General features: G+C 57.6%; 15 protein-coding genes and 4 pseudogenes. 13 read left to right on the top strand and 6 right to left on the bottom strand.

What is annotated here, in order from left to right; genetic code table 11:
* Nucleotides 1-6 precede the first annotated feature (6 nt).
* The gene (locus tag BCCGELA001_RS39115; RefSeq protein WP_008545522.1) at nt 7-288 is read right to left on the bottom strand and encodes a hypothetical protein; all 282 of its coding nucleotides are present in this window, start codon (nt 286-288) and stop codon (nt 7-9) included.
* On the opposite strand from BCCGELA001_RS39115, the pseudogene BCCGELA001_RS30740 reads away from it, so the two are divergent.
* The 3 genes and pseudogenes from BCCGELA001_RS30740 to BCCGELA001_RS30730 all read left to right on the top strand — a co-directional run bounded on the left by BCCGELA001_RS30740 (nt 181) and on the right by BCCGELA001_RS30730 (nt 4,333).
* A pseudogene (locus tag BCCGELA001_RS30740) lies at nt 181-1,794 on the top strand (relaxase/mobilization nuclease domain-containing protein). The gene BCCGELA001_RS39115 and the pseudogene BCCGELA001_RS30740 sit on opposite strands and share 108 nt — an antisense overlap.
* 42 nt (nt 1,795-1,836) lie before the next feature.
* Nucleotides 1,837-3,873, top strand: a pseudogene (locus tag BCCGELA001_RS30735) (conjugal transfer protein TraG).
* The gene (locus BCCGELA001_RS30730; RefSeq protein ID WP_236840785.1) at nt 3,824-4,333 is read left to right on the top strand and encodes a CopG family transcriptional regulator; all 510 of its coding nucleotides are present in this window, start codon (nt 3,824-3,826) and stop codon (nt 4,331-4,333) included. Before BCCGELA001_RS30735 ends, BCCGELA001_RS30730 begins: the two are co-directional and overlap by 50 nt.
* A gap of 95 nt (nt 4,334-4,428) precedes the next feature.
* Here the strand turns inward: BCCGELA001_RS30730 and BCCGELA001_RS39335 are convergent, their stop codons facing one another.
* Both BCCGELA001_RS39335 and nodU read right to left on the bottom strand, forming a co-directional pair.
* On the bottom strand, nt 4,429-4,560 hold the full coding sequence (locus BCCGELA001_RS39335; RefSeq protein WP_257721923.1) for a hypothetical protein: 132 nt from the start codon (nt 4,558-4,560) through the stop codon (nt 4,429-4,431).
* An 8-nt stretch (nt 4,561-4,568) separates the two neighbouring features.
* On the bottom strand, nt 4,569-6,227 hold the full coding sequence (nodU, locus tag BCCGELA001_RS30725; RefSeq protein ID WP_060737008.1) for a nodulation protein NodU: 1,659 nt from the start codon (nt 6,225-6,227) through the stop codon (nt 4,569-4,571).
* 803 nt (nt 6,228-7,030) lie between these two features.
* Between nodU and BCCGELA001_RS39110 the strand changes: the two genes are divergently transcribed.
* A complete protein-coding gene (locus BCCGELA001_RS39110; RefSeq protein WP_335339445.1) occupies nt 7,031-7,474 on the top strand; it encodes an aminotransferase class I/II-fold pyridoxal phosphate-dependent enzyme in 444 nt (147 codons plus the stop codon).
* 465 nt (nt 7,475-7,939) lie between these two features.
* On the opposite strand, the gene BCCGELA001_RS30720 is transcribed toward BCCGELA001_RS39110, so the two are convergent.
* The gene (locus BCCGELA001_RS30720; protein WP_060737007.1) at nt 7,940-9,391 is read right to left on the bottom strand and encodes a M20/M25/M40 family metallo-hydrolase; all 1,452 of its coding nucleotides are present in this window, start codon (nt 9,389-9,391) and stop codon (nt 7,940-7,942) included.
* Between the two features lie 740 nt (nt 9,392-10,131).
* Here BCCGELA001_RS30720 and BCCGELA001_RS30710 point away from each other — a divergent pair.
* The 3 genes from BCCGELA001_RS30710 to glyA are packed head-to-tail and all read left to right on the top strand — an operon-like array spanning nt 10,132 to nt 13,592.
* On the top strand, nt 10,132-11,145 hold the full coding sequence (locus BCCGELA001_RS30710; protein ID WP_144441581.1) for an aspartate/glutamate racemase family protein: 1,014 nt from the start codon (nt 10,132-10,134) through the stop codon (nt 11,143-11,145).
* Between the two features lie 56 nt (nt 11,146-11,201).
* Nucleotides 11,202-12,485: a peptide ligase PGM1-related protein gene (locus BCCGELA001_RS37630; protein ID WP_236840784.1), complete on the top strand. Its 1,284-nt coding sequence runs from the start codon at nt 11,202-11,204 to the stop codon at nt 12,483-12,485.
* Between the two features lie 33 nt (nt 12,486-12,518).
* Nucleotides 12,519-13,592 carry a serine hydroxymethyltransferase gene (gene glyA, locus BCCGELA001_RS36530; protein ID WP_083543464.1) on the top strand — a complete coding sequence of 358 codons (1,074 nt, stop codon included), beginning with the start codon at nt 12,519-12,521 and terminating at the stop codon, nt 13,590-13,592.
* 263 nt (nt 13,593-13,855) lie between these two features.
* Here glyA and BCCGELA001_RS30695 read toward each other — a convergent pair whose 3' ends face one another.
* Entirely contained in the window at nt 13,856-14,713 is an 858-nt protein-coding gene (locus tag BCCGELA001_RS30695) for a DMT family transporter (protein ID WP_060737003.1), read from the bottom strand.
* Nucleotides 14,714-15,451: 738 nt separating this feature from the next.
* On the opposite strand from BCCGELA001_RS30695, the pseudogene BCCGELA001_RS36525 reads away from it, so the two are divergent.
* The 5 genes and pseudogenes from BCCGELA001_RS36525 to BCCGELA001_RS30675 all read left to right on the top strand — a co-directional run.
* Nucleotides 15,452-16,104: pseudogene (locus tag BCCGELA001_RS36525) on the top strand (transposase); the annotation flags it as partial.
* A gap of 25 nt (nt 16,105-16,129) precedes the next feature.
* The gene (locus BCCGELA001_RS30685; protein WP_008545484.1) at nt 16,130-16,486 is read left to right on the top strand and encodes an ATP dependent DNA ligase; all 357 of its coding nucleotides are present in this window, start codon (nt 16,130-16,132) and stop codon (nt 16,484-16,486) included.
* Nucleotides 16,487-16,521: 35 nt separating this feature from the next.
* Complete coding sequence (locus BCCGELA001_RS38200) at nt 16,522-16,713, top strand: hypothetical protein (RefSeq protein ID WP_008545482.1); 192 nt, start codon at nt 16,522-16,524, stop codon at nt 16,711-16,713.
* Nucleotides 16,673-16,849, top strand: a pseudogene (locus tag BCCGELA001_RS30680) (DUF3606 domain-containing protein). The gene BCCGELA001_RS38200 and the pseudogene BCCGELA001_RS30680 overlap by 41 nt, the downstream one beginning before the upstream one ends.
* A gap of 59 nt (nt 16,850-16,908) precedes the next feature.
* Nucleotides 16,909-17,118, top strand: a complete 210-nt coding sequence (locus tag BCCGELA001_RS30675) for a hypothetical protein (protein WP_008545479.1) — start codon at nt 16,909-16,911, stop codon at nt 17,116-17,118.
* Between the two features lie 442 nt (nt 17,119-17,560).
* Here the strand turns inward: BCCGELA001_RS30675 and BCCGELA001_RS30670 are convergent, their stop codons facing one another.
* Nucleotides 17,561-18,652, bottom strand: coding sequence for a PD-(D/E)XK nuclease family protein (locus BCCGELA001_RS30670; protein ID WP_008545476.1), 1,092 nt, complete (start codon nt 18,650-18,652; stop codon nt 17,561-17,563).
* A 580-nt stretch (nt 18,653-19,232) separates the two neighbouring features.
* On the opposite strand from BCCGELA001_RS30670, the gene BCCGELA001_RS30665 reads away from it, so the two are divergent.
* Complete coding sequence (locus BCCGELA001_RS30665; RefSeq protein WP_008545469.1) at nt 19,233-20,672, top strand: hypothetical protein; 1,440 nt, start codon at nt 19,233-19,235, stop codon at nt 20,670-20,672.
* The last annotated feature ends 118 nt before the right edge of the window (nt 20,673-20,790 follow it).

The following is a 20,790-nucleotide window of genomic DNA, read 5'->3' as shown; positions in this document are numbered from 1 at the left end:
GCCTCCTTAGTCCGGGAGACGGTCATGCTTCCGGTTGTCGGTTTCGGCCTGGACGAAATCCCGCGCGGCTTGCCCGGCGAGCAATCGCACCAGATTGATAAGGCGAGAATCGGTGCATTTCGCACATTGCCGAGGCTGACCATGGCTGAGGAGAAGGAGTTTCAGGCTCGGCCCGGCCGCATCCGCTCCTCTAGGAGCCAGCGGGCCGAGCCATTCATCGCTCAGGCGCTCGCGGCCGCGCAGCGCGCTGGCGGCGGCGTGTCGCGAGCCGGCCGCCTCACCAGCCATCGTCACTCGCGCTTCGGCCGCGGCCGGGTCGCCAGTAAACGGGCGAACCGACTGCTCACCGGCCGCGCACCTCGGCTATCTCCGGCGCGAGGGCGTCATCCGGGACGGGGAGAGGGGCCATCTGTTCGGCCACGAGCGAGAGGATACCGATCCCAAGGCCTTCGCCGAGCGCTGCGAGGGCGATCGGCACCATTTCCGCTTCATCGTCTCGCCGGAGGACGCAGCCGATATGACCGATCTCAAAGGCTTTAGCCGCGAGCTGGTCAGCCAGATGGAAGTGGACCTCGGCACGAAGCTCGACTGGGTCGCCGTCGATCACTGGAACACCCGGCACCCGCGTCCATATTCTCGTGCGCGGCATCGCCGCGGACGGCCATGACCTTGTCATATCCCGCGCCTACCTCAAGGAGGGGATGCGCGCACGTGCGCAGGACCTGGTCACTCAGGAACTGGGACTGCGCTCCGATTTCGACATCCGCCGCTCGCTCGAGCACCAGGTCGAAGCCGAACGCTAGACGCAGCTCGATCGCCAGCTCGTCCGCGACGCAGGACGGCACGGTGTCATCGACCTTGCGCCCGATCCGGCGCAGCAGCCCGATCAGTTCCATGCGTAAGGCCGGCCGGTGCGGCGTTTGGAGAGCCTTGGCCTCGCCCATCAAGTCGGGCCAGGCCAATGGATGATAGGCGAGAGCGCCGAGACGACGCTGCGCGAGCTCGGCGATCGCGGCGACATCATCAAGCGCATCCACCGCAGCCTGACCGAGCGCGGCATCGAGCGAGGGGCCGCGAGCTAAGTGCTATCAGGCCAAAGCCTCGACGTCCCTGTCATCGGATGCCTCGTCGATCGCGGTCTCGACGACGAACCCAAGGGAAGCGCCTATGCGGCCGCACCCACCACACATCAGGCTACCCGATCTCGAGGCCGCCGGTGACAGTGCAGCAGGATCGATCGTCGAGCTCCGCAAATTCGACCACGCGCGCAGGCAGCGTCGCGTGGCGCTCGCCGTTCTCTCGGATCTGTCGATTGAAGCGCAGGTGACGACAAGCGGTGCGACGTGGCTCGACCGGCAGGCGGTCGCGCGCGATCCGGCGGCACTTGGCCAGGCCGGCTTCGGCGCCGAGGTTCGGCAGGCCATGGAACGGCGCGCTGAGCAGCTCGTCGAGCAGGGTCTTGCCGAGCGCCAGGCGCGTGGAGTGGTGTTCGCGAAGAACCTGATCGGCACGCTGCGTCGCCGGGAGTTAGAGGCTCTCGGTCGCCAGCTCGCCGCCGACATGGGCCGGCCGTTCAACCCATCGGCGGCTGGCGAATATGTCACGGGGACCTATCGCCAGCGCTTCGCTCTCGCCTCGGGTCGCTTCGCGATGATCGACGATGGTCTCGGCTTCCAGCTCGTGCCGTGGACGCCCTCCCTTGAGAAGCAGCTCGGTCACCACGTCTCCGGAGTCGCTCGAGGCGACGGTGGCGTTTATTGGGGTTTTGGTCGCAGCCGGGGGCTCGGCCTGTAAGCCATTGCTCGGATCGCTGATTTTAAGGAAAGGGCGGCCGCCGTGTCTGCTACCAAGATACTTTGGGGTCAGGTCATCACTGTTTTGGCGATCGTCCTGCTGACGTTCTGGGCCGCGACCGAATGGACGGCCTGGCGGCTCGGCTTCCAATCTCAACTCGGGCAACCCTGGTTCGAGTTGTTGAATTGTCCATTCTGCCTTCCGCCCGCCTTCTTATGGTGGTGGTATGCCTACGAGTGCCTATGCGCCGCACGTATTCATCGAGGGTGCCACTATCGCAGCATCCGGCGGCATCATCGCCGCGGCAGTCGCGATCGGCAGTCGGTGTGGCGCGCCCGCGAAGCGAAGAACGCCGAGACCTATGGCTCTGCACGCTGCGCAGAGGCAAAGGAGATCGAGCAGGCCGTTCTGCTCCGGCTCGATGGCGTGGTGCTCGGCCGGTTCGAGCGCGCCTATCTCCGCCATGATGGACCGGAGCACGTCCTGTGCTTCGCTCCCACGAGATCGGGCAAGGGCGTCGGCCTCGTCATCCCGTCGCTGCTGACCTGGTCGGGATCTGCCATCATCCACGACATCAAGGGCGAGAATTGGCAGCTTAGTGTCGGTTTTCGCGCGCGGCACGGCCGCGTTCTTCTGTTCGATCCGACCAGCGCGAAGCCGTCAGCCTACAACCCGCTGCTCGAAGTTCGGCACGGCGAGTGGGAGGTGCGCGATGTCCAGAACATTGCCGACATCCTGGTCGACCCCGAGGGCAGCCTCGAGAAGCGGAACCATTGGGAGAAGACCAGCCACGCGCTCCTGGTCGGCGCGATCCTCCACGTCCTCTATGCCGAGGAGGACAAGACCCTTGCCGGCGTTGCGGCCTTTCTGTCCGACCCCAAGCGGCCGATCGAATCGACGCTCGCCGTGATGATGCGGACGGCGCATCTCGGCGAGGCCGGCGTCCATCCCGTCGTCGCCTCCGCCGCGCGGGAGCTATTGAACAATCCGGCAACGAGCGCTCCGGTGTCCTGCGCACGGCGATGTCGTTCCTGGGCCTCTACCGCGACCCCGTCGTTGCCGAGATGACCAAGCGCTGCGACTGGCGGATCGCCGACCTCGTTGGTGCAGAGCGAGCGACGACCCTTTACCTCGTCGTGCCGCCATCGGACATCAACCGCACCAAGCCGCTGATCCGGTTGATCCTCAATCAGATCGGCCGCCGCCTGACCGAGGATCTCCAGCCCAAGGCGGGCCGGCGCCGGCTCCTCCTGATGCTCGACGAATTCCCCGCGCTCGGCCGGCTCGACTTCTTTGGGTCAGCGCTCGCCTTCATGGCGGGTTACGGCATCAAGAGCTTCCTGATCGCCCAGTCGCTGAACCAGATCGAGAAGGCGTATGGGCCCAACAACTCGATCCTCGACAATTGTCACGTCCGGGTCAGCTTCGCGACCAATGACGAACTGACGGCGAAGCGAGGTCCGACGCGTTGGCATGGCGACCGAGATGAAGGCGATGAAGAACTATGCCGGCAGCCGGGTGGCACCCTGGCTCGGTCACCTCATGGTGTCGCGGTCGGAGACCGCCCGCCCGCTGCTCACGCCCGGTGAGATGATGCAGCTCCCGCCATCAGACGAGGTCGTCATGATGTCGGGCCTCCATCCGATCCGCGCCAGGAAGGCGCGCGATTGCGAGGACAGACGGTTCCAGGAGCGCATCCTGGCGCCGCCGGTGCTGACCAGACCCAGCGATAGCCGGCCGGACGACTGGAGCTCACGGCCACTGCAGCCGCGTCCCACGGCACTGCCGGCATCGGCTGACGACAAGACCGACGTAGAGGATCTGAAGACCGCTGACCGCCGGCAGCAGCCGGAACTGGCTCGTGACCTCGTGGAGTGGAGAGAACCCCTAGATAGCGAGTTCGCCTCGGAATTTGCCGACGAGCTCGAGGAAGATGCCCCGCGGATCGGGCGTCACAACGACATGATGCAGGGCGTCGCGCGCCAAGCATCGCTGGGTCCCGGCGATGATCTCGGGCTGAGAGGCAGACATGACCGCGGCAAAGAAGAAAGGCCAGATGTCGGTCTACCTCGACCCTGATGTCATGAAGGCGCTCTCGGCCCACGCTGCCCGGCGCGAGCAGTCGCTGTCGCTCATTCCCGAAGCCGCGATTGCTTCTTTCCTGTCGCCGGACGCCGACGAGCGGCGGGAAGCCGCTATTGCCAAGCGGCTCGACCAAGTCGATCGCCGCGTCGCACGGCTCGAACGCGACATCGGGATATCGGAGGAGACCTTGGCCTTGTTCGTCCGGTTCTGGCTCACGACGACACCGCCTTTACCCGAACCGGATGCAAAGGCGGCAAGGGCACAGGCAGGAGTTCGCTACGACAACTTCGTCGCGGCACTCGGGCGGCGGCTGAATCAAGGGCCGAAGCTGAGACAGGAAATCCCAGATGATGTTGATAGCGTCCAGTTCCGCCCAGAACCACGCAGGCCGAGGGCAAATAGCAACGGGAGGCAGACGTGCTCGGCTCCATTTGTGTTAGCAGATCTTGCTTAAAAGGTTCTGTTCACGGAAACCCACGGCTCGTAGCGCGAAGCCCTTATAGTTGTTCCGGTATGCCACATTCATAACGTATCCTTCCGTTGAGGCTTTCAATTACCCACAAGTTCTCCTCCGACCATGGCGCCCAGTGCGATGTCGGTGAGGCGCGACTGCCCGCGCCGCATGACCGTATTGCCGAGACGCGGTACATGGCTCGTCGGGAAATTCACATCGGTCATCATCACAGCGCCTATGCGACTTTCGTCCACAGCAGGCCATCGGACCATACGTGGTCAACACGCCCCCATTGACAAGCCCCTGCGGCATCCGGGAAGAACCCGCATCCATTGAGATTGGCACTCGTATTGCAAAGCAGTGGGATGCCGGTAAGTTCTTCATACGCCACGAGAAGCTCAGCTATCTTGTGCGAAGAGGTTCTAGAGACAGTCTGCAATCGTGCAGATCCATCGAGATGTACCACAGCTGGTACTCTATCGAGCCATTCCGCTTTTGTCTGATGATCGAACAGCATGTAAGGATCCGGCGTTCCAGGGCAAAAGATATCAGGCGCACGATCCTCAATGCATATGGGCGCCACCGGCCGAAAGTATTCACGACGTTTGATCTGATTGAGATGATCCTTCATTCCCCCTGATGTCGCAGCCGCAAGGATGCTTCGCCCACCCAATGCCCGCGGTCCGAGTTCGGCACTGCCTGCCAGAAAGACGACCGGCTTGTCACTCGCAAGGATGTTAGCAAGCTCGCGCATATTGCACGGTACGGCCTCCCATCCTGGCGGCACCTCGCTCCGTCTCAGTTGCGGACCGCTGTAGACCGACCAATCCAGCGCCATGAAGCCTTGCCGCTCCGCTAGCGCGGCACAAGCCGCACCTATCGCTGCGCCGCTGTCATTCGGAAAGGGCGGTACCCAAACAGCGTCGAACAGGCCAGCGGACCGCACTGCGCTGTTCCACTTTATGTTAAGACCACAACCGCCAGCTATACATAGATTGTGTGATCCTGGGAGTTCTGAATGACGCTTTACAGCAGCCGCCAATTGCTCAACGAGGAGGTACTCGAGAAAAAAGTGAAATGATGCAAGTATGTCTTCATCTCGCTTGCTGTCCAATTGTGACGCGCATGCGTCAAAGAAGGCGTGCATAGCCGGAAACCAATCCCCGCTCTCGATCTCCGCACGGTAGCGACAAGCACGCGGTGTATCGCCCGCAAAGCATTGCTCATAGAGCTTGCGAAACACCATCACTATTTCATCTTCAACGCAACCCAGCGCGATATAGGCCATCAGCTTGCCGGCGATACCTAAATCCCAGGGTTTGCGGTCCATATCTTTGTAGGGCCCAAAGTGATCCCCGGCGACAGCATAGGCGTGACCTACAATTGGGAACAGACATTCAAGGAACCGAGCGCTTCGACGTCCAACATGGTAGAGGCGTGGAAGGGTTGAGCCGTCCCACACGAGGCAGAAAGCCGATTCTCCGGAATCGGCAAATGGGCTCGTGCAGTATGCGGAGGCTACATGCCCCGAGACGTGTGAATAGCTTTTATAGGGAAATGCTCTGCCTTCGAGAATCAGGCCAGAGCCATTGTACGAAGTGAGAAGCCCTTCCGCATGGGGTTCCACGTACGGCCCCCATTTGAGAATGACCGACTCGGCACCACTGAGCACCTGGGACTGACCGTCCCCTCCACCGTCGATCACGAACTGATCAACATCGCGCGAAGTCAGCCCGTGCTCCGCCAAGTCGGCGATGACAGCGTCAAGATTTTCGATTGCTTGGTACCGGAGATTGTTTTTCCGTTTCTCTTGCTCCACACAAAAGAGAAGCCGTCCGTTCTCGATAAGCGCAATCGCTCCGTCATGCCTCAACTTGATGCCGCAGATGCGCATAGCGTCTCCATGCTAACGTCGAAAAATCCAGCTTCCGCTGCATCTCGATGCAGAATCCGGGCCATGTGACCCAGCGGAATCGCTTGACGTCTTCGCTCCCGAATGTCGTTTCCGGTAGCAAGCTTGTCTGATTGCAGACTCGGGCGTGTTCGGTCTGGTACAGCCGCGCGTGCGAGCTTGCAACAGAACAGAAGGGGCGCCGACAAATGGCAACGAAGCGTCAATGGGTCTATGGGGGGAGGCGTTCCCGACAACAGTCGGTAAGCGATATCGCTGCTTTGAGTTGGCCCAAGAGTTGCTCTGCAATCGGAATTCGGAGCTATAGGGCGAGGCGAGCTGAGTTTCAATGGGCAGAACGACAAAGGAGACGGCTGCTCGCGACATAAGCCCGATCGGATGTCAGTTCATCGATTTGGCAACCGACGAGATCATCTTCGAGTCGTCTTTATCCATGCGCGAAGCGGTTTCTGCTGCCAATGCTGGAACGAAGCGGCTATAGACTCCCCCTCGGTCTGACATCCCTTCGTAGAATTGTTGCGGAAAAGCTGTCGGTTAAAACAGGGATGCCGTGGAGTACGGAAGACATCGTAATCTCTGCGGATCCAAAACAAGCGGTACGTGAAGCGGCCTTAGCCCTGCTCAGTCCAGGTGACGAGGCCATCATCATTCGTCCCTGCTCGCCCTTAATCCCCGACCAGGTTCTTCTCGCTGGCGCAACGCCGGTATTTGTTGATACTCGCCGTCCGAGATAATCTCCGGATACCAGAGCTCTCCGCGCTGCTGTCACACCGCGAACGAAAGCGATAGTAATAAACTCACCCAGCGATCCTACCGGCGCAGTTTATGATTGGGCCACTCTCGACAGGATCGGTGACCTGGCGCTCGATGCCGGACTCTGGATCATTTCCGAGGAAAGTTACTCTAGCTTTATCTTCACTGGTGCGCGCCGCCAGGAATCGGTCGTCATGGCGCGTCCAAGGGTATGTTCACGGACGATCGTCGTTAACGCGCTGTCGCACGAGCTCGCGACAATGGGGTGGCGTTTGGGCTGCCTGGCGGCACCCGGGGAGATCGTGTTGGCGGTAATGAGGAGGCGGCACTGCCATGCTGCCGCGCTGCCAAGTGTGACCGCACAGAGTGCGATTCTGCACCACATTCAGGTCAGCGACGGTAGCTTTAAGCGGGCGATACATCAGCGATTGCCGACCACGCAATATAGGTCTTCATATCTTATCCGATCTGCGTGACGTTACTCTGTCGCGCGCAGACGGTTCGTTGTTCTTCTTTCTCGATCTAAGCAGGCTCCTCTCCGCTTTAGCAAATAGCGCTCCCGTTCAATCCACGGACGAAATCGTGCGCTGGGAGGAAGCCAATGTAGCGTGCGTTCCCGGCTGCGCGTTTGGTGACGCAAACGGCCTACGGCTCTCATTCGGGGCCACACCACTACTTGTAGAGACCGGATTAAGACGCGTCGTTCACATCCTAAACAGTCTTAGGTCTCGGTAGCGTGCAACCGAAACCTCACTGGAAAAACGTTCTGGAATCCACACGTGCAGTTTCAATCGGCTCGAAAATTGGACGCCTGAATCTTCACCAGACCGTCGGTCGGACAGATTTCCGCACATGACGATCGGAGAGGATTAGCTCGCGGAGGCGGCATCTGCGGCCGGCCGCACGGGCAAAGCTCGATCCTTCTAGGGAGCATTGATTGCTTAATGGTGATTCACATCTTGTCGGCCGCCTAACTTTTGTTCAGAATCGATCCGATCGCTTTTACATGTCGAAAGCTCCGCAAGAATGCGAATCCACGAACGAATTCCCTTTTGAAAGGTGTAAAGATCGTACTTTTCATTTGGGCTGTGGTGGTGATTGTCAGATCGCGCGAAACCGATGGGCAGAGAGTCGAGTCCCAATCGATGCTTAACAATGCTTACGATAGGAATCGATCCTCCGCTTCCTATCAGCACAGACCCGCAACCCCATTCCTGTTTCAGAGCGGCGCGCGCGCAGTCCAGATACGCGTTCCTTGACTTGATAACAGATGCGGGGGTGGCTGTGAGGCCGACGAACTGCACTTTGCAGTCGGGCGGTGTTCGCGCGCGAACGTGATTGCGAAACTTCGATCGTATCTCTTCCGGATCTTGACCATCTACCAACCTGAAAGAGACCTTGGCCACGGCACTTGACGGAATGATCGTCTTCAGGCCAACTCCGCAATACCCACCTGCTATTCCGTTGATTTCGCAGGAGGGCCGAGTCCAGATCTGCTCCATTACTGAGTAAGAAATGTCCCCGGCCGATTGGGAGAGGCCGGCAGCTCTAAGGAATTGCTTGGTGTCGAAATTCAGCTTCAGTAGCTCGTCTCTGACTGTATTGTCCAACTCCGCTATGTTGTCATAGAAGCCCTCGATCGCCACTTCCCCGTTGCCACCTCTTAGGCTAGCGATTAGCTCAGCGAGAACCTGGATTGGATTGCGTGCAGCATTGCCGTATGCACCTGAATGCAAGTCCCGATCGGCGCATGTTACTCGAATCTCTTCTTCCAAAAGGCCGCGAAACATCACGGTAATCGCGGGTACCGAGTCCTTCCACAACGCGGTGTCGCAAAGCAGCATGACATCAGCAATCAGTTCATGTCCGAATTCGTCCAAGAAGGCCTCCATACTTGGACTGCCACTTTCCTCCTCTCCCTCGAAGAACATGGACACGCCAACTGGTAGACTTCCTGTCGTCGCCTTCCACGAGCGGCACGCCTCAATGAAAGTCAGAAGCTGACCCTTATCGTCAGATGCGCCACGGGCAACAATGTGGGCGCCCCCGTTGGACTGCATCCTAAGCATCGGCTCGAACGGTTCGGCCTCCCATTCATCCAGAGGCTCAACGGGTTGAACATCGTAGTGGCCGTAGAACAGGACATGTGGACCGGCGGCTTGTTTGCTGTGTCCGACCACTACAGGGTTTCCAATCGTAGCTCTGATAGATGCATCGAAGCCAATGCCGGAGAGCTCATTAGCCAGCCAGGAAGCTGCCTCGCGGCAGTGGTGCGCATAATGCGGGTCGCATGAGATGGATTGAATTCGCAGCAGTTGGAATAGCCGATCAAGGCTAGCATTTAGGGTCGTGTCCGCATGCCGCAGGACCTCGTCAACGGTTCGCTTGGACACGCAATGGCTATCCTCCCAAGGTCTTTCTTTCGGAGACATGCCTCTTTGTCCTTTCCTCTACGGAAGCTGTTGCTCGGATGCCGCCACTGTTGCGGGCTACTCTGGGATCGGCTAACTGGAAACTGCACCGCATGCGCCGCCGTCGACCGAATTGCCTCTCGAAGATTAGATCCTTGGTGCCGCGACCTGCCTCAACCGGCAAGATGGTAGATCCTCCAACCGGCAGGCTCAACCCCATGTTGCTAAGGTATGGTTTGGTGCGAGCCAAAGGTGATCCATTGCTAGCAAGCCTCGCGCTCCATTCCTTGTCTTATCCGCACTGGTGACGATTCAATAGCGTCTATTGGGACTGAGGTCCCTACGACTTCAACGCGGCGCAGACATCACGTAGTCGACGGATGGCGCGTTTTGCTCAAGGACGAATTCTTTCGACCTGCCGTCGAGTGCCCGAAAATCGAACTTCCCGTTGCGCAGTCGCGAGGTGACCTAGGGGCGGCCTGGGCGATCCACTGGTTATGTAGGGGCCCAGCAGGGCGTAGGACAAAACGACTATGCGCGAGGATGCAACTGTAGCTTGGCTTAACGGCTGTCGGAGCGATCGGCCTGTCCGACTCGGGTCGATGTGCCGCCGTTCCTGTTTGTAGGTCTGCACACACAAGTCATGTCAGCCTGTCTCTTTCCCGACACAGGCAACGCGTCTGTCAACAATCAGATATCGCAATCTCGATTAAGTGTCGGAAGTGACGCATACGTTCTTAGCGCTGACTTCTCTCCAAGTTGGCACAGCCTTTGCTGTTCGCACGGTTCATCGCCCATGTGTCACACCGGTTCCAAAACGGCGTTGTCACAACTTCGTCGATGCTCGCTTGTGGCTCTCCCGTGGCGAGCGGGTGCTCTTGAACGAAGGTGCCGAATGCCGAGAGCGGTTGTGGCAGAAAGATCGCGAGAGGCAGGCCCGTTATATGATGAACTTCGTGTCGAAGCTCAATTTGCCGTCTGCAGGAACGCTTGGCCGACGAAGGCCACTGGGAGTAGTCGGCGGAATGGGAAGTTTGGCAACTGCCAAATTCCTGGAATCTCTCGCCCGAAAACGCCAAGCGGAGAAAGATCAAGACCATATTCCGTTTGTTGCCCTATCGCTTCCAGACATCTCTGATAGATCGCAGGCAATCTCCGAGGGGAGTGATGCACCCTTGCGGCAAATTGTGGCGCGGGCTCATTGGCTAGAGCAAGCTGGATGTGGAGCGATAGCCATCCCCTGCAACACCGCGCACTTCTGGGTTGGCGAGATCAAGCGTGCGCTGTCAATCGATTTGATCGACGTAACCGAGATCACAGCCAAGAAGATTTGCGACATGAAGAATGATGAAATTCGAGAGTTTCGTTCAATTCTGCTGGGTACGAAAGCTACCATGCAGCACTCTCTATACCCACAAACGAATGAAACAAGTTTCGGTGAAGGATTCGTGCGCTGTCGTAAAAGACTTCAACGTGAAGCCATCCAGATCATCGCGGATGTTAAGTGTGGAAATACCGCAAAAGCACGAGCAGAACTGGAGCAGCTTATTCATCAGATTAGGTCCTTCGCGCCTGACGTAATTATCCTTGGTTGCAGTGAATTGTCCGCCATCTCGGGCGATCTCGCAGACGATGATGACGTCATTGATCCAATCAGCATTCTTGCTGAAGCCTGTATTGACTGGTGGAGAAAAGAAAATGAACCCGTAACCCAGGATCGTGCCGGGGGAGAATGATGAGTCGGATAGTACTTGCAAACACTGGCTCCGCTGCAATGACGCCTTCGGCTCACATGCTCTCAGACGACTTCCTGCTAACAAACGCCGCCTCAGCCAAGAGATTGATTTGGCTTGCTAAAGGCGACGATCTGCTTATCACCCCAACCCCCATCACGAAGGAGTTTCTGAAGTACGTCAGTTCCCTAAAAGGCGGAAGCAACATCACTTTGCTGTCGACTTCTTCGACGCCCACTAAGCGTCCCTTGCCGATCTCGGAGAAAGACATTGCGCCCGATAGCGCCTTTTCCAGATCGCTACGTGTGATGACTGCAGGCACTCAATTCTCGTCTCTGGAGCCTTATATCGCTGACGAGGTATCAATCTTCATCGCTAAAATGGTGGGGGACGTTCCTGTAAGATTCTCAAACGAAAACGTTAGAGCATGCCCCGCCGCGACTCGGCTTCTCAACGACAAGGAGAAATTCCGCCAATTTGCTTCCGACCTTGGCGTGCCGATCGCCAACGGCAGCAATTGCGCTAGCACACAACAAGTAGTCGACTCTGTATGTAGAGTTCTGTCAGCTTCCGGTCGGGCCATTCTGAAGGTAGCCCGTCACTCAGGCGGCGATGGAAATATTGTCATTTCGAAAAGTGTTGAAGGATCGTCGCAGGGCGCGACGCGGTCGGTCGTAGCACCGAAAGTTGATGCCAATTCTGTGCGCGAGACCATTCATGAACTTGGGTTGTCTCCGACAATAGAAGAGCCCGTGATTGTTGAGGTATATAGTGAAAATGAGTGTTCGATGGGCATCCACTTTGATGTCGGGAAGGACAGAGTTGAGCTTGTAGGCGCAGCTTCGATCCTGTTCAATCCAGGATATGGCGGAGCATACTGGAGTAGAACGCTGCTTGATCGTCTGCCCAACGATGTTCTTTCCTGGTGCCGAAATCTTGGCAATTACGCCCAGCAGATCGGCTATTTCGGGCCGCTCAGCGTTGATATAGTTAGAGCCAAAGAGGTTGGGTTCTTTGCCTGCGAAGTAAACGGGCGACACGGAGGCTTCTCTTCGATAAGGGCCGTATCAAACTCCCTAGGATTGGAATCCGATATCAAAAATGGAGCACGTGTTGCTCTCTCTCGAAATTGTGTCCCTATCGGACTCCGATTTCCCGATCTCGTTGATGCGCTGGAGCGAAGGCAGCTTCAGTATAAGCCTACCGATAGACTGGGCGTAATTGTGATGGCGGAAGGCCATGAAGACGCTGGTCCCTATGACTTTGTAATTTTCGGAAGAGATCTGGAGGAGCTTCAAGCTACAGAGCGTGATCTGGCTCAATTGTCGGGCATGAGAAACTGAGTACGACGACGGCTTCATCGAAGATAGGGTGTCATGGGCAATCGATGCGGAACTCTAGATAGAGAAGTTGGGAATCTTCTGCGCTTGGAGGAGCAGCGTCAGTTGCGTCAGCTAAGCTTAGTCGCCTCTGAAAACTATTCCTCTCCCAGAGTCAGGGGATTCGAAGGAAGCATATTTGCTGACAAGAATGCGGAGGGGTATCCGGGAAACCGCTGTGTGTCTGGTTGTGAATATGCTGACAAACTGGAAAGTTTGGCAATCCAGAGAGCAAAATCCGCGTTCGCATGCGAACATGCGAACGTGCAAGCGATGAGCGCTACCATCGCAAACTTCGCAATCATGAACGGGCTTTTTCAGCCTCAAGACAGGCTGATGGCGATGCGGCTTCAGGATGGCGGCCATTTGAGCCATGGAGCCTCTTTCCACGCGAGCGGCCAAAATTTTCGGTGGTGTTTCTATGGAGTGTCAAAGACTGATGAGCACCTGAATTATGATGAGGTGCGTTCGATTGCACTCGAGAATCGACCTGTAGCGATCATCTGTGGTGGTTCATCCTATCCACGCTTAGTTGAGTATGAGAAGATGCATGAGATCGCACGTGAGATCGGTGCGCTTCTGTGGGTGGATCTAGCACATACCGCAGGTCTCGTTGCGGGTCGCGCGGTTCCGTCTCCCTTCCCTCACGCCGATATTGTAACAACTTCCACACATAAGACACTACGAGGTCCGAGGGGTGGCGGGCTTGTCTTATGCAAGAAGAGTTTAGGAAAAAAGATTGACCGAGCTATATTCCCCGGACTGCAAGGGGCGCCGAAGATGGACTTAATTGCAGCACGAGCAGTGTTGTTGGCTGAAGTGCAAACTGCTTGCTTTCAGAGATATGCCAGGGCGGTCTTGAGAAACGCGAAAGCGTTGGAGCGTGGCTTGCTTGAGGCAGGAGCTACACTCGTTTCGGGGGGTACGTCGTCGCACTTGCTGCTTCTTAATTTGCTGAGCTGGAATATGAGCGGTCTTCAACTTGAGGCCGCGTTGTCAGAAGCTCAGGTCATCGCCAATAAGAATCCGATCCCGTTCGACAAGCGTCCACCATCAGAAGCAGGGGACTGAGAATTGGTAGCGCCGCTCTCACGACGAGAGGATTTAATGAAGCGCAATTCGTTCGGCTTGGAACGTTGATTGGAGATGTGATCACGTCGACCAATAGGCATCGCGGAATTGGTAGTTTGAGCGCTTTCGTTAAGGATAATACACAAGGGCTGCCATTGTTCAATGAGAAGTGGTTGGCGTAACTTAAGAAGCCCAATTCAGGCTGAAGTGTCTATCTAGTCCTTCTACGAAGGCGAACGTTCACCCCAGCGAGAAAATCAAAGTCAGTTCCGCGTTGGTCGCTCTGCCAGAGAGACCGAAGATCCAAATAGAATAAGTCCAGCGCCAAGCCACATCATGGGTGTAGGAGTCGTGCCAAAGCACACCAGATCAACCAACAAACTTGCTGGCAAACGAACGAAGTCGAATGGAGCGGCGCGAGCGAGGCGGACCAGAGCGTAACCTCGCCCCAGCGCGATCTGTGTCAGCACGGCCAAAACTGCAATAAGCAGCAATAACGGCCAATCAGCGGGCGCCGGCCAAACCCATACAGGGATTGCGAGAGGCAGGCCAATCGCGGAGCTCCATAGCATAAAGCTTAGGGCCATCCGTTCGGGAGCATTGATGCTCGCTATGCGCCGTATCATCATAACAGCGAGGCTGTCGAGGGCCGCCCCAAGAAAGCCGATGGCGATCCAGGCGTCTGCGCTGCTGATGGTCGGTTGAACTATGGCAAGCATGCCAAAGAACCCGAAAATCAGCCCAATGGTCGGCGCGACGCTCTGCCGCTCCTTCAATACTATCGTCGACAATAGCAAGGACCAGATGGGTGAGGTGTAGAATATTGAGGAAACTACCGTTAACGGAAGCTTCGATGTACAAGCGACGAATGCCAGAAAGCCCGTATAACCAAATGCAGATCTGAGAAAGTGCTCCTTCGAAAAATAGGGAAGGACGTCGAATCGGACATCTCTAGGGAGAACCAAGAAGAGTAGTGGAATCGACATCATGCTACGCAGGGCAGCGACCTCCAGCGGAGAAAGCGTCTGCGTTACAACCTTGATCACCGAAGACATAGTAACGAACATCAGGCTGGCGAAGGCAATATGAGCTATGCCGCTTAGTTCGGCGTCGCGGTTCATCTAGCCTCCTGAGGAACCTGGAAGGCGGAGGCATGATGAGCGTACCGCACGACTCTCTGACAAATCCAGGAATGTATTGGTCGCGGTCGTCCCCGGTATGCCACCGGAAGCATTGTGCTAGCTCGACGAGATTCTCGGAGACGTTTCGTGCAGTCACGGATGGTCAGTTCGTATATTTCAAACGGAGTGTGCGCCTTGAACTGATCCGCGAGAGGAGTGGATACGGAACTATACCGGCTAAGTGATCCAGCGCTGCCTTTACTAAGAGGGAGCCGTCCGGACCAGCGACCAGTAACATGCAAACGGAGCGTAACGCCGGATGGGCGGAGAGGCGCCAGTGCCTGCGCAATTCTGTCACCCGCAATGATGAGATAGGATGCGTTCGGCGGTCTGATGGCGTCCATCGTGAAAGGGATAGCGCAGCCGAAATGATTGTGCATGAAGGAGTCGTCGCACTGAAACTGATACTTCCGTTTCAGCCCTATTGCCCTGGCATCGATCTTGCCAGGTGCGCTCCATCTCAATCAACCACTAGGAATGGTAGTTGACCGTTAATCGTTGGCAATTCTCTTACAGACCAACGTCATCCTGCAGTTTAGCAAGTACGGTACGAAAGAGGTGTCCCGTCATTTGGGCTCCGAAGCGGCGTCGATAGACAAGCACAGGCAGCTTCAATGAATGATCTAAGGCCGGCAAACTTGACCAATTTTGGCTAGAGTTTTGCGCACCGATTCCCGGTTGGGAGGAGCGACGAACGATGAAGGCCTCAAATTTTTGGACGCTCAGAAGGCGTTCGTCCAGAAGCAGGGCCATGACGGGATTACGGTGGCAGACATCTGCCGCAAGGCAGGGATCAGCCAGGCGACCTATTTCAACTGGAAGAAGAAGTATGACGGGCTGCTGCCGACCGAGATGCGGCGGTTGAAGCAGCTTGAGGCTGAGAACGCCAAGCTGAAGAAACTGGTCGCCGATCTCAGCCTCGACAAAGAGCTGCTGCAGGACGTGATCCGCCGAAAGCTATGAAGCCTGGCCGGAAGCGCAAGCTGGTCTACTAGCTTCGCGGTGAGTGGCAGGTCTCGATCCGCAAGGCTTGCGAAGCCCTCGAGTTCGACCGGTCGACCTACCACTACAAGTCGCGTCGCTCCGGTCAGGCTGCCCTCGAACATCGGATCAAGGAAATCTGCCATGCGCGCGTTCGCTACGGTTACCGCCGTGTCCACGTTCTGCTCCACCGCGAGGGATGGCGCCACGGCCTGAACAAGACGCGGCGGATCTATCGCGAATTGGGCCTGCAACTGCGCAACAAATCACCCAAGCGCCGGGTCAAGGCCAAGCTGCGCGATGATCGCAGGCCGGCGCCGCGGTCGAACGAGACGTGGACGATGGATTTTGGACGCCTCTTATCGATCGGAGAGAGTGGAAGCCTGGCTGAAGGTTAAGTCCGTCCAGCGCGAGAAATTTCCCATGGTCGGGTTCATCAAGGACCCTACCGGTGTTGCCGCGCTCTATCTCGGCAAGCAGGAAGGCAAAGAGCTGCGTTACATGGGGAAGGTCGGGACGGGCTGGAGCCGCACCACCTCACGCAAGATCAGGGACGCGCTCGATACTGTCGTCAGCCCGAAGCAGAAGCTCACCAAGCCCATCAAGAAGCCGAAGGCCACATGGGTCGAGCCGAAGTTCTACGCCGACGTCGAATACCGGGATATCACATCCGAAGGCCTGCTGCGCGCCAGCTCATTCAAGGGGCTGAGCAAAGGAACACGTCGTTCCTGACCGCGTTTTCTCCGGAAAATGAGTGGAGTACCGGCATGCCGGATCCCGTAACCCAGGCGGTCAAAGAAGCCCAGGCCATCCTGGCTGGCCATGTCGAGCCTGGCCAGCGGGACTGCGAGAAGACAATCAATGACCTGCTCGCCGTCCTTGACGATGAACGGCTTGTGCAGGCGACGGAGGAGCAAGATGAGCGACAATCTCACCAAAAGGGACCAGCGCGACCGTAGCAAGATCAACATGCACGAGGACTTCGAGGTCAAATACTGAACCAAGGACTTGGGCGTCTCGAAGGAAGAGCTGCAGAAGGCCGTGGACAAGGTCGGGAATTCGGCCGCCGCCGTTCGCAAAGAACTGGCGACGTAACCGGAGGCGCGCGGTATGCTTGCGATCTTGGGAGCAAGGCCCGCGCGCTTTCTCATGCCATGACCAATCCCAATTGCCCGATCTGCTTCGGCATCGGCTTCGTCTGCGAGAACCATCCCGATCGCGCCTGGAGCGAAGAACTTGGCTGCCAGTGCGGTGCCGGCGAGCCGTGCGCCTGCAATCGCTCAGACGATATCGACCGGGGCATTGAAGAGCCGGACGTGAGCCACTTCATCCCGGATCCCCACGTGAAAAAGCATCGGCATTGAAATGAATTCGGATTTGTGGTAGAAGACCCTTGCTCGCTAACGCACGAGCTTGGTTTAGCTAGGAGGGCCCCACTGCAATGGGGCCTTTCCTTTTCCTAGAGCCGGATGGTGAGCATGAACGCGAGTTCAAGCCCCTTCCATGCGAGCCTTAGGAAGGCGCTCGCTGTACGCATCGCGACCTCCTTTTTCTTCTTGGTTTAGCACGGAGGTGCGTTGCCCTTGCGAGCCTTGGCAGTGTGAGGAGGCAACCCGCGCGCGGCAATGGATTCCGGCCGGGTTACGCGCAAAGCGCTCATTCGCCGGCAGCCCGTCGGATGCCCGACAACAGACAATAAACGCAAAAGCCGGCGGAAAACCGCGACTTCCTGCTCCCATCGCCCGGCTGTTGTTTCCACTTCACCCAGGTCCGCTCACAGTGAAGACGCAGACACCTGCGCATCTATCAACGTTTGAAAGAGTGGACCCATGGGTGAGAACACCAAAACCAAGCCGGCCTTTGAGGCCTTCGTCGTCGATGACTCGCCAGCGCGTAAAGGGTGAGCTGGGCGAACGGCTGGTTGGTACGGGCGCCGGGCTTGTAGTCGAGGATATGCAGGCAGCCGTTGCGCACCTGCAGGAAATCTATATGTCCGGTGACCTGCCGTGGCACGTGCCCGCCGGCTGGATGTCCGGGGTCGCGCAACTGCCTGGGTACGAGCACAATGCCGTGCTCGGCCTCCAGGGCGGCGATGTCGACCTCGCGGAGCCAGATCGGCACCTCGACGGCGATGGTGGCGGCATCGTTGGCGAGCATGAAGCGTTGCAAACGGCTGTGCCGTTCGTGGTTGCTGCCGACGCCGGGAATGATCAGCGCCGCGGTCTCGGTCGCCGCGTTCTGGCGCTCGATAACCTCCAGGCTGGCGATGTCTATGAACGTGTTGCCGAGCTGCGAGCCGCGGACTCCGTCTTCCGACTTGAAGAGGGTATGTGGACAGCTTGAAGGGATGCTTTCAATAAAGTCGGCAAACTTCTGAAATGAATCGGATGAACTGCGGTGGATGAACGGGTCGAGCATCCCCTTGCGCAGCAGGTCGAGCTTGGCGCGATGGTAAGCGAACTCGTAGACCTGCCGGTGGTAGAGCTTGTTGGTACGGATCAGCTGGCGCGGGCTGTAGAGACGCTTGCCCGCGGAGCGCAGCCGCGAATAGGTGGTGAGCGACGGATGCTGGCCCAGCCAGCGGGAGATGGTGGCAGCGCTGACCTTGTGGCCGTAGCGCGATGAGAGTTGCGCGCTGGTTTCGGCCAGGCTGAAGCCGCGGTTGTAGGTGGTGATGGCTTCCAGGATCTCGGTGAGCGGATAGGTCTTGTTGCGCAGCGCGCGCGGGCCCGGCGTGAAGGTGCGGCCGCAGGCCTTGCACTTCATCATCGCCACCGCCTCCAGCTTCTTGGTGCGGCTGCCCTTCTTGATGAGCCGCGTGCTGTTGCAGTGGGGGCAACGCTCCGGTGCCTTGATGCCGGATCGCGTCGGAGGCTGTCGGGCGTGATCGGATGCCATTCGCAAGGGTGGCGCCCGGATGCCGCCGTGTCACGGATATGCAAGAAAGTGGCGACGGGGCAGGTGACGGATTTACAACGGCGGTGGTCGTCGAACGGTGCTGCGTTCGGGCGACGGATTTGCAAGGATCTTGAGGCGCGGATGGCGGATTTTTGCAAATCCGTTGCTTTGGTCGTTCACACGGGTGTTCGGCTGTTTTCGAGGGCCAGGGGGCGGCCGCCGCGCGGGTGTGGATTTGCGCGAGGGATCGTGACCGGAGGCCGGGACCTCCTGGCCCGGCGCGCTTGCGCGTAGAGCCCGGTCGGGTTGCCGACGTGCCTACGTTCGTCTGTAGCCGTCGACAAAAGTCCCGTCCCAATGCCACCCCCCACTTGCTGATGAAGGTACGGAAGGAGCAGCCGACGAGGACATGCTGCCCGACCAACCGTGATGCCGAATTTGGTTCATACCGACGCTCCCGCAACGGTAGTGGCGCCGGCGTGGCTATACTTTCGTGGTACAAGGGGGCTAGAATAGCAGCGATACCAGCGCACGCATTCAAACCATCCGTTTATTTCGACGAATATTGCCGGAGACAAAGATGGCTAAGCCCGGTAGCACCGAGATCACTTCGACAAATCATGTTGTTGGCCGCACGCCTTGGGATTTCCTCTCAGACGCACTGCGGACGTTCGGGATCCTCGCTCCGCTGATCATAGTGTCCTGTTTGGCGGTCTACGTCATACTGCAGTTTCAGGCGGCGTTCCGGCAGACGCAGATCGATAACCAGAGCAGGCTGGAAGTCATCAATCGCGCGTATAAGGAAAGCATCGACAATATAAATCTGACCTACAAAGACAGGATGGTCACTTCGGGAGACACGTTGATCAAAACGTATGACACGATGGCAACGGTCAGTTCAGCCCAAGTCGATCAAATTAAGAAATTGTTTCAAATAACCGCGGACGCAACTTCCGCGGCCGAGGAAGCGCGAAAGAAAGCCGGAGAGGAAAACGCCAAGGCAATAATGGCCGCTGCCGAACAACTCAAGACCGCGAAGGCGTTGGAAGTTCAGCAGGCTGAACTTGCCCAAACCTCGCGGCGGCTGGAGGTAAGAACATCGGAGTTTGAGCGCATCAAAAAGCGCATGCAAGAGTTGGTGAAACTCGCCAACGCCGAGGAGTGGGAAGGAGCAATTCAAGGGCTTAACGACCTTCTGAGTGAGTTCGGTCTCCGCTTCGATAGTGAAGCTCTGTCCAAACTGGCCAAGCTGAGTGAGGGGGATGACCAGACCGAGGAGGCAGCGGCAGATGAAGAGATCGCGGCAAACCAAATCCGCTCTTTTGCAAACACCAGCCGCGATAACCTGGAGCTTGTTCAACAATGGCTGTCAAAAAACGGTCTTGACGTGCCGGTTGCGCTCTTCCTTCGCGCGAAATATCTCGAACAGCAAAAGAAAATGATTCAAGAGCTGAAAATGCCGATCGTGGAGGTTCCTCGCCCGCAGCAGAGCATTGAAATGCCGGAAGGGACACCTTTAACTCCAATTGAACGAAGGATGCCTGCTACGGTGATCCGATCGATTCAGCAAAATCTATGCGTACCGCCCAGCGGCGCTTTTGATCCTCAAACAAGGGAGGCTATCCAGCAGGCGAAGTTCGGAGCGGTGCGAAGCGGGGCTGCAACAGCTCCATTCGACAATGTCGAGGATCGTATCGTAAATACAGTAGAAGCCCAACTGCTCTCAAATTCGAAAGCCTGCAATCTTGATTCAGAAGGTGTGGATCGTGGATACCGAACCGCGTTCGAAAAGTTTGCTTTTGCCGATATAAGCCGTCTCAAATTGCTACAGTCCGTCCTTGCCGTGTGTGACCCCAATCTCAAGGGCCGAGAATCAGGTGTGTTCGATGCTGCCACGCGAAACGCAATCAGGCTGGCGAAGAGTAAGCTTAGCGCGGCGAGAAGTTCGCAACTGGCCGATCTGAACTCCGATGATCTGAGCTATAAATCCTACAGGGCCATTGCACTAGCCTGCCTATGAGAGAGGTTCGGTCGGCAATCCCTGGTGTAAGCGTCTGGTGCGAGTGACACCACTATTGGTGCTTCGCAGGCATATGGACTGTCTTTGGCGGAGTTTCAGCTTGTCATGAGACGGCGGG

The sequence above is a fragment of the Bradyrhizobium sp. CCGE-LA001 genome (assembly GCF_000296215.2).
Lineage (GTDB): Bacteria > Pseudomonadota > Alphaproteobacteria > Rhizobiales > Xanthobacteraceae > Bradyrhizobium.
This window is presented reverse-complemented; position numbering and strand designations above follow the sequence as displayed.